Origin of the sequence: Weizmannia sp. FSL K6-3076 (assembly GCF_038007245.1) — a bacterium.
GTDB lineage: Bacteria > Bacillota > Bacilli > Bacillales > Bacillaceae_C > Weizmannia > Weizmannia faecalis.
Genome location: NZ_JBBOWU010000001.1, coordinates 2,127,937 through 2,141,009 on the forward strand (window position 1 = coordinate 2,127,937; position 13,073 = coordinate 2,141,009).

Below are 13,073 nucleotides of genomic sequence, written 5' to 3' on the forward strand. Positions count from 1 at the left end.
TGTTCATATTTGAATGGGAATGGATCAAATCCGGCAAAAATCAGGAATGTTCCCGCTTGGGGTACCCGCAAGTCCGGCAGCGGGCGCTTTTAGAATCATGCTTCATGCATTCTGACAATGATTTTTCCTCGTACGTGGCGGCCTTTTAAGGTTTTCAAACCGGCCGGCAGTTCCTCACGCGGGAGCACTTGGTTGACCATCGGATTCAGCGTCCCTTTTTTCACACGCTGCATCAATTCATCCGCCATAAAAGCCAGGTTTTGCTTTGCCCGGACGGAGCCGCTCGCATGGGCTGCACCGAGGGCGACTTCATGAATCGATGGCGCAAGCGTGAACGGCTTTATGCCGGATAAGTCCGGGGCGCCTGCAATATATGCGAGCTGGCCGGAAAAAGCGAGCCGCTTCAAATCTTCGGTCGCTTCGGCGGAACTGACAGTGTTCAATATCAGGTCCACCCCTTCCCCGTCCGTCTCTTCCATGATTCTTTTTGTGACATCTTCTGTATGATAGTCTATCGCTGTATCTGCACCGAGCGATTTGACCCATTCGTGATTGGCGGCGGAAGCGGTGGTGAATACTTTTAACCCGAGTTCTTTCGCGAGCTGAATGGCAAATCCGCCAACTCCGCCGGCGCCGGCATGGATCAAAATCGTTTGCTTGTCAGTATGGTTTAATTTTTGCACCACTGCCTGATATGCGGTCATCCCGGCACAAAGCACAGCTACCGCTTCGTCATAAGAAACGCCATCAGGGATTTTTGCGGCTGCATTTGCATCAATGGCCGCAAATTGTGCAAATGCCCCTTTCCGGTTCAAATCGGTGTGGCATGCTATCCGGTCACCTGTTTTAAAACCAGACGGATCCGGGCCAACTTCAACAACTTCCCCCGCAAGATCGACACCGGTTATATGCGGATACACCCAGTTCGGATTGCCGGATTCAATCAATTGGTAGTCAACCGGGTTTAAAGCGGTGCTCATCACTTTCACAACAAGCTGTCCTTCACCTGCACGGGGATCCGGCACTTCTCCCCATGTGAGGTCGTCAATGCTTGCAGGTTTCCCGATAAGCCATCCTTTCAATTTCCGGTTCCTCCTTAATAAGCGCCTTCTGAATATGTCAATTCATAACTGTGGCTGTAAATTTCCACTAAGTTGCCGAACAGATCTTCGCAGTAAACCATCCAGTAAGGCTTTTTCCCCGGATAATATTCACGGATCGGCATCCGTTGTTTACCCCCGTGCGCTTTTATTTTTTCCACGAGGCCTTCTACATCCGGATCCTGGACGGCATAATGGAAAATGCCCGTTTTCCAGTACTCGAAGTTATTGTCAGGTGTTTCATTGTTTTTGAACTCAAACATTTCAACACCTGTTCCGTCGCCCATTGCCAAGTGTGCGATGCGGAACGACCCCCAGCCAGAGCCGAAAACATCTTTGCACATGATGCCAATGGCGCTGTCGTCTTCTTTAATTTCAGATGGTTCCATGATCACGTACCAGCCCATCACCTCGGTATAAAATTGAACGGCTTTGTCCAAATCAGGAACGGAAAGGCCGATATGTGAAAAAGATCGTGGATACGTCATTTTTTTATCACTCTTTTTTTGGTTACTATACTAGTATAGTATGCGACAATCCATTTTAAAAATGAGACGCATTTTTTCTTGATCCTGTTCTTGAACATTTACGCAGGCCCATTTTCATTCTTTTACCGGTTCCAATCCGTTTAGAAATGGCTCGGTCCATGTCCTCTCCCGCAGCCTATTCTGTGGACCCGAATTCGCCTTTCCCTCTTTTGGGTTCAGCTAACCGTTTCCAGGGCGCGATCGTCATTTGGGCAATTCGTAACCCTTTTTCCACTTTGAACGGATTCCCCATCCTCAACCTATCTTGAACAGCTAGCCGGCAAATCTGCAAACGCTCCTGAAAACATCTGTAGGGACGTTTTTTGCCTGTTGGAAAGCAAGTTTGATCATGCAGTGCCACTTCACACGACAGATATGCTTGTCCCTCTATTCGTTTTCTTTATCCGGTGTTTTATCACTCAGCTCTTTGTCCGGCGTTTTTTCGTCCGGTTTGCCCCGATTGTTCCTGACTTCTTTTTTGCAGATTTCAAATGGCTCTGCCGTTTCATGGACCACGGATTCAATCGCTTTTATTTCTCCCGTGATGGCCCGGCTGATAGACTGCAGTTCCGGTTTGGGAAGCTGCCGTTTTAATATGTTGTGTTTGACGTTCAGCCTGTTTAAAAACGCGACATGCGGTTGAAACATTCGCTTTGAATACCGCTCCCAGTAGGATAAAAGCACTACTGCCAGCATCCCGATTTGGGGAGAGAAAACTGGTTCATCGAGAAAGCCGGTCAGGACGATTACCGGCAGGCTGAGCAGAAAAATGTTCAAGTAACGATAATTTCTTTTTATGAAAAATAATCTGCCCAATTTGCACACCCCCATGGCTAACACAGCAAGAAAAGCAATACCGCCAATTGCCCCGTATTCGACAAAAAAACCGATAAAAATATCATGGGCGTGGTAAATATTTTTATGGAACAGGCTGGCATATACTTTCCCGAAACCAAGTGGTGTTGTGCCAAACAAAAAGTGGGTTTCAAAAATTTTATAGGAATGATACCAGATCTTTTCCCTGCCCGTTAGAGAACCTTCAATGGAATGAACTCTCGGGATGACCGCCGCAAGCTTGCCTGCTCCGAGCGCCAGAAACAGAAGCCCGCCTCCAAAAATCCATTTATTCCATCTGAAAAAGAAAATAAAATAAATGCATATCATCGAAATAAAACCGGCCCGTGATCCAGTATCAAAGACGCCTTTACTAAGGAAAAAAAGCGGGATACATTTCCAAATCAAGTTTTTCCAGTCTTTCTTGCCCGCGTCTTTCAGCATCTCCGCAAACAGAAATGAAATCCCGATCAGTAGCAGAAACATCGTGAAATTCGGATTGTAAGTACTGCCGATTAATCTGTTGTAATGTTTAAAACCGAACAGCTCCGTGCCGGTCAGAAATGCCAGCACTGGGTCATCCGACAACATTTTTGGAAGCCAGCCAATGAAAATACCATAAAGGCCACAGCCGATCACAATCCAGCGGAAATGCTTGAATCTGCCCCTTGTTCCGCTGTCCATAATTTTAAGGAAAATTCCCCAGTAAAACAAAATCCTTAAGCTTTCAGCAAGAAGGAGCGGTTCTCCCATTTGCACAGCCGCTCCGGTGGTTGCTGCCAAAAGACAGAGAAAGAAAAAGGAGACAGGGGAAGATGAAAACAACCGTTTATTTTTGATATGCCTGTACAGTTCCGAAAGGCTGAATACAAGCATGATAAACAGACCAACAGGCGGGAGCGCAAAACACAATACTGCAGCCAGTTCAAATGCATGCTCTTTTATAAAGTGTATTAAACTGTTCATAGGATTCCTCGTTATTCGGATCTAATTGCTCAGGAACCACTATACCATGCACAGATTAAATTTCGTTGAAAAAATCTCATGAAAAGAAATTTTATTTTTCATTTATTTTGGCAATCCCAGTGGATCCGAACCCGCCTTCCCCTCTTTCGGATTCTGCTAACTGTTCCGTAACACTTACGGTGACAGACATGACGGGTGCGATAATCATTTGGGCGATTCGCATCCCTTTTTCAACTTTGAATGGCGTCTTTCCAAAGTTGATTAAAATGACTTTAATTTCTCCTCTGTACCCCTCATCAATCGTACCCGGGCTGTTTAAAACGGTGACCCTGTGTTTTAAAGCGAGCCCGCTTCTCGGCCTGACCTGCGCCTCTGTTCTGCGCGGCAGCTCGATGGCAATGCCGGTACGGATCAGTTCCGCTTCCCCCGGTGCAATGTTTTTTTCTTCGATGGAATATAAATCCAACCCTGCATCTCCAGGATTGGCCCTTTGCGGCAGTTGTGCATCAGGATGCAATAATTTTACCTTTAAAACATCATCCATTGAAATCGCTCCTCGTATAGTTCTTCCATGATTATATCAAACTAAAACAGGTTTTTACTTTTTTCCGGGAATCCGGAAATTTTTTACCAGAAGGGGGACTATTCTTGGTTAAAATGACGAAAAAGATGCCAAAAATTCCGGCAGAGCCTGAAATGACAATCGCATCCGACCAAAAAGAATTTCAGCCGGGCGAGTCAGTGGACGAACATGCCAATTTGGAAGCTACAAACGAAACTTTGAACCAGGAAGAAATCAGACAGCAGACGGAAAATTTATAATGCTTTTTTTAAAAAACAGAGCCCCCGGCATGCCGGAAGCTCTGTTTTTTGATTATAATGCTGCTTTTGCTTTGTTTGCCAGTTCGGCAAATGCTTGTGCATCGTTCACAGCGAGGTCGGCAAGCATTTTGCGGTTCACTTCAATGCCTGCCTGTTTCAAACCGTGCATCAAACGGCTGTAGGAAAGGCCATTGATTCTTGCCGCAGCGTTAATACGGGTAATCCACAGTTTGCGGAAATCGCGTTTTTTCTGGCGACGGTCGCGATACGCATACATGTAGGATTTCATCACTTGCTGATTGGCAACTTTAAATAATGTATGTTTTGAACCATAATAACCTTTGGCTAATTTCAGAACTTTTTTGCGTCGTCTGCGGGTAACTGTACCGCCTTTTACACGTGGCATAATCTTTTCCTCCTAATTGAAAGCTTTGTTTTCTTACAGATTGTCGAGCATTTGGCGGATGCGTTTCATGTCGCTTTCGGATACAAGCGTTGATTTACGCAGCTGGCGTTTTTGTTTTGTCACTTTATTTGCGAACAAATGGCTTCTGTAAGCGTGGGAACGTTTCAGGCTGCCGGAGCCGGTTTTCTTAAAACGCTTGGCAGAGCCGCGGTGTGTTTTCATTTTTGGCATGATTAGTCCTCCTTAAGTTGACGTTACTTCTTCTCTGTTTTTGGTGCGAGCACTAAGAACATGCTCCGTCCGTCCATTTTCGGTTTGGATTCGACCGTGGCGACTTCGGCACATGCTTCTGCAAACCGGTCGAGGACGCGCTGCCCGATATCTTTATGGGTAATGGCGCGGCCTTTAAAACGGATCGAGGCTTTTACCTTATCGCCTTTTTCCAAAAACTTAATGGCATTGCGGAGTTTTGTATTAAAGTCATGTTCTTCGATGGTCGGGCTCAAACGAACCTCTTTTACGTTAATGATTTTTTGCTTTTTCCGTGCTTCCCTGTCTTTTTTCTGCATCTCGAAACGGTATTTTCCGTAGTCCATGATGCGGGCAACAGGCGGTTTTGCGTTTGGCGCAACAAGTACAAGGTCAAGGTTGGCACGTGCCGCAATCTCCAATGCTTCGTTCCGGGATTTAACTCCCATCTGTTCGCCGTTTTGGCCGATTAAACGGACTTCGCGGGCACGAATGCCTTCGTTCACCATCATGTCTTTGCTAATAATGAGCCACCTCCAAGATAATTTCAAACAAACGTGTGAATATTTCGCTTGCGAAAAAGCCCTGAACGTACTGCACACGAAAAAAAGCGCAGGGAACACACCCGCGCTTATGATCACGATCATTGATAGATACCTGACAACTGCACCATTGCGTCAACAGGTGAGAAGCGGGCTGCTCCTTCTTTTCACAAACTTATATTCAATTTCACTCAATTATTGTATCACTTTACCGTATCCATGTCAATTTGCAAGAATCCCGGAAAATCTGTTTAACTTTTTTTGGCTCAACATGCGTTATTTTATCAAAACGGCAGAGAAATCGCAAGTGTTTTTTTGGTCTCCTCTCTGAAGTGCTTAATGAAAATGCTTGTCTTTGTTGAAACAAAAGCTTCTAAAAATAAAGCTTTTACATCAAGCCTGAGCATCTATTTACATGCTTTTTTCGGTAGGCAAGAGAGCGGCATTTTATATAAAATGAACGGAAATTGGATCAAATGTAAATCAATTTTTCATTTTCCCCTCCTAACCATGCCACCGGTTTCAATCCATTTTTCTGAATGATGGTTGTACCTTCCATTTATCTCCTTTTTTATCTACTTAATTTCACATACGTATGGTCAATCTCCACAACTTTTGGCAGTTTTCTCATTCTTCCGCTTCCCATATAAAACAGTGCCAGGACAAACAACCCTATTCCAAAAAAGCTCATGGTAAGCTGGACAGAAGTGATCTTGGCCATCACGCCGCCGATCAATGATCCTGCCGGCATCGCAAGCGATAGCAAACTCACGTTGATGGTATTGACCCGCCCTAACATTTGTTCATCAGGCAATTGCTGAAATATGGCAGAAAACAAAACATTGATGGCACCAATAGATAACTCGGAAATAAACATAAGCGTATAAACATACCATATCGAAACATTGCTCAATAAAATCATGAAAAGCCAGGACAACCCGGAGAGCAAAAAGCCTGCAGCCAATATTTTGCCAAACGGAAATATCCGGCTGATTTTATCCGCGCCTGCCGCTCCCGCCAAAGCCCCTAAACCCAAAGCCGCTGTCATGATGCCGTAGGATGAAGCGCCTTCGCCCGCAGTATTGGCGAAAGAAGGCAATACGACCATTACAATTGCGAAAAAAAAGTTTAAAAACAGCAAGGGGATTAATAATTGCAAGATGAAAGGCTGTTTGACAAACGATAGGCCTTCTTTAAAATCCCGTTTGTACGCCTGCCATTCTTCCCGTACGCTCCCGGTTTGCTTGCTTCTTTTTACCTGTACTTTTAAAAACAAAAACAGAATGGATGAGAGTATAAAAAGAAGCGAATTCATCCCGAGCACCATCGACATCGAGAAAGCGGCGAGGATAAACCCGGCAATCCCATTAAAGAAAAAATCCGAACCCTTATATGCAATGGACATGAGTGAATTGGCCTTGACGAGATCTTTCTTTTCCACGGCTTTCGGCAATAATACGCTTTCTAACGGGTAAGTCAGTTCCGATAAAAACGAAAGAACCGGGATGGAAAGCAACAGCAGCCAGACATTCATGATGCCAGACTTGCTTAAAACAACAAGAAAAAGCAGTAAGCCGGCTTGTAAAAAGCTTGCTGTAACCAGCAATTTTTTTGCATTTATTTTATCAAGAACCGGGCCGTAAAATAAACTCAGCACCTCTGTCATTGAAAATAAGAATCCGGCAAATCCGGTATAAACCGTCGAGTTCCCCCCTAATTTTAAAACCATCCACATCATCGCAATATAATAAACACTATCCCCGATATTGGTGAACAGCCTGCCAAAAAACAACGCATTAAAATGACGATTCCGAAATAAGTCCATTAGGCTCCGTCCCCTTCCCCTGTGCCAACCCATTTTTTCCTCTATTATATAATAAAAAGCACCCTGCAAACCTTTTTGTGGTCCTTTAGGGTGCGTGATTTCTTGTCTGTTTTACCGTTTTATTTCTTCTTTTATCTTGCTGAGGAATGTGTCCACCGGCACCGTTTCCGTTTGTTTCTCGCCGTATTTGCGAACATTGACCGCATTGTCTGTGGCTTCCTGGTCGCCGACAATGAGCGCGTACGGGATTTTTTGCACTTGGGCTTCACGGATCCGGTAGCCCAATTTTTCATCGCGGGCATCAAGTTCAGCGCGGACCCCTTCCGCCTTGAGCGCTTCTTGGACTTTCCGCGCATAGTCATAATGGGCATCCGGTGATACCGGGATCACTTGTACTTGAATCGGCGCAAGCCATGTCGGAAACGCCCCTTTGTATTCCTCGATTAAATAAGCGACAAACCGTTCCATTGTCGAGACAACGCCGCGATGGATGACAACCGGGCGGTGCGGCTTACCGTCTTCCCCGACATACGTCAGGTCAAACCGTTCCGGGAGCAGGAAGTCAAGCTGCACGGTTGACAATGTTTCGTCTTTGCCAAGCGCCGTGCGGACCTGGACGTCGAGCTTCGGGCCGTAAAATGCGGCTTCGCCTTCCGCTTCGTAATAGTCAAAACCAAAATCATCCATCGTTTCTTTCAGCATCGCCTGTGCCTTGTTCCACATTTCATCATCATCATAATACTTGTCCGTATTTTCCGGGTCACGGTACGACAGGCGGAACGAGTAGTCGGTAATGTTGAAATCTTTATATACCTCAAGAATCAGTTCGACCACGCGCTTGAATTCTTCTTTAATCTGGTCCGGACGCACGAAAATATGGGCATCATTCAATGTCATGCCGCGCACCCGTTGCAGGCCGGAGAGCGCACCTGACATTTCATAACGGTGCATGAGCCCGAGTTCGGCAATCCGGATCGGCAATTCGCGGTAGCTGTGGATCGTATTTTTATACACCATCATATGGTGCGGGCAGTTCATCGGACGCAACACGAGTTCTTCATTGTCCATTTTCATGACCGGGAACATATCTTCCTGGTAATGGTCCCAGTGGCCGCTCGTTTTATACAGGTCCACGCTGCCAAGCACCGGCGTATAGACGTGGTCATAGCCGAGTTTGACTTCCTTGTCGACAATATACCGTTCAATGGTGCGGCGGATCGTTGCGCCTTTTGGCAGCCAGAGCGGCAGGCCTTGTCCGACTTTTTGCGAGTTCGTGAAAAGTTCGAGTTCTTTCCCGATTTTCCTGTGGTCGCGTTCTTTTGCTTCTTCCAGGAATTTCAAATGGGCTTCGAGATCTTCTTTCTTGAAGAAAGCCGTCCCGTATATGCGCTGCATCATTTTGTTGTTGCTGTCGCCGCGCCAGTATGCACCGGCAATGTTTAATAACTTGAATTCCTTAATTTTTCCGGTTGATGGCACATGGACGCCGCGGCACAGGTCAACAAATTCGCCCTGTTCATAAACCGTGACCGTTTCGTCCGGAATCGCATCAATCAGTTCAAGCTTGTATTCATCATGTGCAAATATTTTTCTGGCTTCGTCACGGGATACGACTTTGCGGACAATTTCAAGATTTTCCGCAACAATTTTTTTCATTTCCTTTTCAATTTTCGGCAAGTCTTCCGGCGTGAGCGACACTTCAAGATCCATGTCGTAGTAAAATCCGTTTTCAATTGCAGGGCCGACGCCAAACTTGACATTGCCATACAGGCGGCGGACAGCCTGTGCCATCAAGTGTGCCGTGCTGTGGCGCAAGATTCCGAGCGCATCTTCATGCTCAGGGGTGACGATTTCAATTGCGCCGTCTTCTTCAATCGGTGTGCGCAAATCGAGCAGTTTGCCGTTCAGTTTGCCGGCGAGCGCCTTTTTCCTGAGGCCCGGGCTGATCGATTGGGCAATCTCTTCCGTTGTTGTTCCAAATGGAAATTCCTTTAAAGCACCATCTGGAAAAGTGATTTTTACGATCTCTGCCATATGTCCCACTCCTTTAAAAATTAAGCTGTCACGCGGGCGGCCTGCACGAGGCTGCTTTTTGCAGGCATCCGTACGAGCACGTCCGCACGAAAACACAGCCAAAAAATAAAAAACCCGCCCCCGGCAAGGGACGAGTTTTGTACACGCGGTTCCACCCTCATTTCCGCACGTCTTTACGCGCGGCTTGAGTATGATAACGGAAATATCCGTCAGCCGCTACTGATTTTGTTCACGACTGAAGTTCGGAGGCGGTAAGCATCCTGTCCGTGCCGGAAAGCTTGCAGCCTGAGGCTTTCCTCTCTGAAAGGCGGTAACAGAATCCTGTTGTCCTCGTCATCACATTGACTTTTTCATTTCCAATTGATTATGTAAGTAATTATAGAAGTTTGCAATGAAAAAATCAAGGGATGGCGATTGATTTTGTTGCCGTGCTGCATTTGCCCCCGGTTCAAGCCCCCTTTTTATTCACTGGCGGCGAATTGATCGTGCATAAAATGCATCCGGCTTTTCACGGCCACCCGTTCTTCAAAAATATTGCATATCGTACGAATCAAAGCCTGGTCCGGCGTATCCGTATAAATTTCAATCCGGCTGGGCGCAATCGATAAAAGCGGTGCAATTGTGACTGAGTCAATATAGACAGGGTGGTTGGACAGAAGCCTGCGGTCAATCAATCCGTTCAGTTCTTCCCTCGTCATTTCCCGGAATTGGCCGTTGTAAAATTTCACCTGTTCCCCGAGGCAAAGCTTTATTTTTTCCCTTTTTGGTTCTTTTTGCTTTAAGTAATCCCTAAGGCTTTGCACAAAAATCTGGTATTCCTGTTCCATTTTGTATTCGTCAATCGCAATGCCGATGTATCGGTCAAGACAGTCAAAATAGCCTTTTAAGCGGAACGTCAGCACGGAAGCGAGCGGCAATGTGCACGATTCGCCAACCAGCGGTGCGACCGCTCCTTCAATAGCGGCGCGTTCGTCGATCTCACCCGCCAGATCCGTCAGCTCCGGCCGCTCTCCTTTCAGCATGCCGTCTACGATTTCGAGTATCCGGTTTTGCTCTTCTTCCGCCTGAAAAAAATAGGCTTGTTTCAGTTGGTTACAAATCCACTCGTTTCTTTTTTTCTTCATGATGAAATTTGCAACGGCTGCCTGCAGTTCCTGTTTATTGCCGGCCGCTTCCACAACATAATGTATTTTCCCATGCAGCACTGCTTCCCGGATTTTCACAGTGCGCCGTTTTTCCTTTGCAAAATATGCTTTTATCCATAATGCATCATCCTTGTCCCTGATCAGGAATTCCAATCCAAGCCCCCCCTGTACGGTAAAACATTCTCGTTTGCTTTACCTTATGTATATGAAGCGGCATCAGCAAATAGAAGACGGGAAAGCGTTACGAAATGAAAAAAGCGGGCCCCCTCATGCAAGGGTCAGGCCCGCTGGTTCGGCCCCTCCATCCGGACAGGGGCGCTTAAATATTTGATGCGCTCGAGAATGCGCGCTGCTTTCAATTCTTCCTTTTCCCCGCGCTGGGTATAAGTGAAATGGTACTCTAAATCCTCATAGCTGAAATTGGATGTAAAAAAAGTGGGAAGGTCTTCCTGCATCCTGTATTGGAGAATCGGGCCGAGCACTTCATCCCGCGTCCAGCTCGAGTTCGTTTCCGCACCGATATCATCCAACATCAATACGGGCACTTGCTTCACCGTATCCAGCTTTTCCCCGGTGGAGTGGTCGCCGATCGAGTCCTTCATTTCGCGGAAAAACTCAGGCACATACACGATTAAAGAAGAGACCTGTTTCCGGTCCGCCAGCTCGTTCGCAATTGCACCAAGCAAATACGATTTGCCGACGCCGAAATTGCCGTATAAATATAGTCCCTTCATTTTTTTGCCCGGCTCGTATTCACGGACAAAGCGATGCGCAAAATCGTATGCATCAAGACGCCCCATTTGTTCAAGGAAAAAATCACCAAAGGACGCCTCCAATATTTTTTTCGGCATGTGCATGCTTTGGATCAGCCTGCGCGTTTTATTGCGCTCATCCTCCAATATTTTCTTCTGGCACCTTTTATAGTGGATCTCAATATTGCCATGTTCAATAACGAGTTCCGGCACATACCCTTTCATCATATTCACGCATTCGCCAAGGCTTTTGCACCGGCTGCAATTTTTTTCCTGTGAAATGAATTCGTACAGTTTCATCCAGCTTTTTTCAATCATCGATTTTGTGACTTCACCGTGGTGTGCATCCAAAAAAGCGCGGATGTCGGGATGCGTGATGATTTCCTGCTTCATTTCTTCATAACGCTTGCGGAAACTAGGATTGGATGAAAGCCTTTTGAGTGTCTCATTTATGTTTTCCACCGCCTTCACCCTTTCTTGTATTGTTCACGTATTTTTTCAAGCCTTTTTCTTTTTTCTTCCATTGACTCGCCATCGGCTTGGACCGCGGTCGCAGTGGTTTTTTGGTCTTCTTTTTTAAACCAGTCCGGCAGCTTTTCAACCCGGACCGGCTTTCTCCGTCCGGTGCCGTTCTTCTCTTTATTGTTCAGCCATTGTTTGTACTGGCGGTCTTCTTTTTTGGCAAACGCCATCGCTTCCTTGGCGGTTTTCAGTTTTTTGCGCGCCCAGTGGGAAGCCACTTTTTCTAAATAATTTTTCGACAGCTTCATATCGGTTTTAAATAAAACATATTGGATTAGTACATTTACAACCCCAAGGGGAAGCTGCTGGGCAAACATGACTTCTTCAATGGCGGCAAGATCTGCTTTCGCCGGTTCGCTGCCGCCCGAAAAATCGATCAGCATTTGTCTCGGAGAAGTCGTTTCCAGGTAGCGGAGGAATTTCTCCTCATCGTTTTCCGGCTCTTTTTGTTCTTTCGCATCCGCTTCTGGCTGGAAGCGGTCAACAAGGCGTGGCAGTTCGTCATGATGTTCAATCTGGTACCAGCTGCGCGCGATTTTCCGCAAATCCTCCACCCGGATTTCCAAGTCTGCCGTCAATGCCTGGAGCAAAATTTTCTTTATGTCCAGCTCATTTAAACCGTATAAAAATGAAAGCTTCACAATCGCTTCTCTGACTTCCGGCGTAATGGCACGCAGCGGAATCAGTTCATCACGTAAGTTTGCATATAAAAGGTCAAAATTAAAATGGGTGTTTTCGATTTTTATGACCGGGGCGGCGGTTTTTTCGATATAGCGGCGGTTTTCTTCCAGCCGGCTGAGTTGCTGCGCTTCCGCCTCATTCAGCACTTCGGGGCCGATTTTTGCGGCATACACATCCTGGAATGAGCGGGTGATGTCCCGGTACTCACCCGGTTCTACGGCGCGGTCGGAGAAGAAGTGTTTCAACCGCTGGAAATGTGTTCTGCCGAGCTGCCGGTACAGGAAAACATTTAACAAACCGTCGTTGAAAAACTGTTCCGGGGACAGGGGCGGCTGCAGTTCGTATATAAACATGCGGATGTCGTCCGTTTGTTTCATATATGTTTTCAAAAGCCCAATGCCTTCAAGCTTCAGCCGGGCTTCGTAAATTTCAGACAAATTCATGGATAAAAAGCTCATCAGATGGTAATGGTTCCAGTCTTCGGACCAGAGCCGGCCGACTTCCACTTCATTCCATAATGTCATATACAGGCTGTAACATTGCGGCCCGATTAACGGCTGGTACAGGAGCGAAATGACCTTTTGATCGTAGTCCTGAAGCAGGCCGTTTGACGATGCACGATAACGGTCAGCTGGCTGTATTTCATTCCAAATCGGTTTCATAAAAGG

General features: G+C 46.4%; 13 protein-coding genes and 2 other annotated features. Of the genes, 1 reads left to right on the forward strand and 12 read right to left on the reverse strand.

Going from position 1 to position 13,073, the window contains the following annotated elements; genetic code table 11:
- Positions 1 to 95: 95 nt before the first annotated feature.
- The 4 genes from NSS95_RS10150 to dut all read right to left on the reverse strand — a co-directional run bounded on the left by NSS95_RS10150 (position 96) and on the right by dut (position 3,971).
- Complete coding sequence (locus NSS95_RS10150) at positions 96 to 1,082, reverse strand: zinc-binding dehydrogenase (RefSeq protein WP_035188380.1); 987 nt, start codon at positions 1,080 to 1,082, stop codon at positions 96 to 98.
- A gap of 14 nt (positions 1,083 to 1,096) precedes the next feature.
- Positions 1,097 to 1,588, reverse strand: coding sequence for a lactoylglutathione lyase family protein (locus NSS95_RS10155; protein ID WP_035188383.1), 492 nt, complete (start codon positions 1,586 to 1,588; stop codon positions 1,097 to 1,099).
- A gap of 426 nt (positions 1,589 to 2,014) precedes the next feature.
- Positions 2,015 to 3,427 carry an O-antigen ligase family protein gene (locus NSS95_RS10160; protein ID WP_035188385.1) on the reverse strand — a complete coding sequence of 471 codons (1,413 nt, stop codon included), beginning with the start codon at positions 3,425 to 3,427 and terminating at the stop codon, positions 2,015 to 2,017.
- A 91-nt stretch (positions 3,428 to 3,518) separates the two neighbouring features.
- Positions 3,519 to 3,971, reverse strand: a complete 453-nt coding sequence (gene dut / locus NSS95_RS10165) for a dUTP diphosphatase (RefSeq protein ID WP_035188387.1) — start codon at positions 3,969 to 3,971, stop codon at positions 3,519 to 3,521.
- Positions 3,972 to 4,075: 104 nt separating this feature from the next.
- On the opposite strand from dut, the gene NSS95_RS10170 reads away from it, so the two are divergent.
- Complete coding sequence (locus tag NSS95_RS10170; protein WP_168986088.1) at positions 4,076 to 4,249, forward strand: hypothetical protein; 174 nt, start codon at positions 4,076 to 4,078, stop codon at positions 4,247 to 4,249.
- 52 nt (positions 4,250 to 4,301) lie between these two features.
- Here NSS95_RS10170 and rplT read toward each other — a convergent pair whose 3' ends face one another.
- From rplT to NSS95_RS10210, 8 genes are all read right to left on the reverse strand, one after another.
- Positions 4,302 to 4,655, reverse strand: a complete 354-nt coding sequence (gene rplT / locus NSS95_RS10175; RefSeq protein WP_013859897.1) for a 50S ribosomal protein L20 — start codon at positions 4,653 to 4,655, stop codon at positions 4,302 to 4,304.
- A 33-nt stretch (positions 4,656 to 4,688) separates the two neighbouring features.
- A complete protein-coding gene (rpmI, locus tag NSS95_RS10180) occupies positions 4,689 to 4,886 on the reverse strand; it encodes a 50S ribosomal protein L35 (RefSeq protein WP_014097776.1) in 198 nt (65 codons plus the stop codon).
- Positions 4,887 to 4,909: 23 nt separating this feature from the next.
- A complete protein-coding gene (gene infC, locus NSS95_RS10185) occupies positions 4,910 to 5,431 on the reverse strand; it encodes a translation initiation factor IF-3 (protein WP_071646874.1) in 522 nt (173 codons plus the stop codon).
- A 71-nt stretch (positions 5,432 to 5,502) separates the two neighbouring features.
- Positions 5,503 to 5,618: a sequence feature (ribosomal protein L20 leader region), on the reverse strand.
- A 399-nt stretch (positions 5,619 to 6,017) separates the two neighbouring features.
- Entirely contained in the window at positions 6,018 to 7,271 is a 1,254-nt protein-coding gene (locus tag NSS95_RS10190) for an MFS transporter (RefSeq protein WP_017551256.1), read from the reverse strand.
- A 111-nt stretch (positions 7,272 to 7,382) separates the two neighbouring features.
- The gene (gene thrS / locus NSS95_RS10195) at positions 7,383 to 9,305 is read right to left on the reverse strand and encodes a threonine--tRNA ligase (RefSeq protein WP_035188390.1); all 1,923 of its coding nucleotides are present in this window, start codon (positions 9,303 to 9,305) and stop codon (positions 7,383 to 7,385) included.
- A 123-nt stretch (positions 9,306 to 9,428) separates the two neighbouring features.
- Positions 9,429 to 9,651, reverse strand: a binding site (T-box leader).
- A 115-nt stretch (positions 9,652 to 9,766) separates the two neighbouring features.
- Entirely contained in the window at positions 9,767 to 10,603 is an 837-nt protein-coding gene (locus NSS95_RS10200; RefSeq protein WP_035188393.1) for a putative sporulation protein YtxC, read from the reverse strand.
- 125 nt (positions 10,604 to 10,728) lie between these two features.
- Positions 10,729 to 11,673: a primosomal protein DnaI gene (gene dnaI, locus NSS95_RS10205; protein WP_026683631.1), complete on the reverse strand. Its 945-nt coding sequence runs from the start codon at positions 11,671 to 11,673 to the stop codon at positions 10,729 to 10,731.
- On the reverse strand, positions 11,670 to 13,067 hold the full coding sequence (locus NSS95_RS10210) for a replication initiation and membrane attachment family protein (protein ID WP_035188397.1): 1,398 nt from the start codon (positions 13,065 to 13,067) through the stop codon (positions 11,670 to 11,672). Before NSS95_RS10210 ends, dnaI begins: the two co-directional genes overlap by 4 nt.
- Positions 13,068 to 13,073 lie beyond the last annotated feature (6 nt).

What these genes read in the sequence shown, in the direction of transcription:
- NSS95_RS10155 (WP_035188383.1), bottom strand. Translation starts at nt 1,588, where the DNA reads ATGACGTATCCACGATCTTTTTCACATATCGGCCTTTCCGTTCCTGAT.
- NSS95_RS10160 (WP_035188385.1), bottom strand. Translation starts at nt 3,427, where the DNA reads ATGAACAGTTTAATACACTTTATAAAAGAGCATGCATTTGAACTGGCT.
- dut (WP_035188387.1), bottom strand. Translation starts at nt 3,971, where the DNA reads ATGGATGATGTTTTAAAGGTAAAATTATTGCATCCTGATGCACAACTG.
- rplT (WP_013859897.1), bottom strand. Translation starts at nt 4,655, where the DNA reads ATGCCACGTGTAAAAGGCGGTACAGTTACCCGCAGACGACGCAAAAAA.
- rpmI (WP_014097776.1), bottom strand. Translation starts at nt 4,886, where the DNA reads ATGCCAAAAATGAAAACACACCGCGGCTCTGCCAAGCGTTTTAAGAAA.
- NSS95_RS10190 (WP_017551256.1), bottom strand. Translation starts at nt 7,271, where the DNA reads ATGGACTTATTTCGGAATCGTCATTTTAATGCGTTGTTTTTTGGCAGG.
- thrS (WP_035188390.1), bottom strand. Translation starts at nt 9,305, where the DNA reads ATGGCAGAGATCGTAAAAATCACTTTTCCAGATGGTGCTTTAAAGGAA.
- NSS95_RS10210 (WP_035188397.1), bottom strand. Translation starts at nt 13,067, where the DNA reads ATGAAACCGATTTGGAATGAAATACAGCCAGCTGACCGTTATCGTGCA.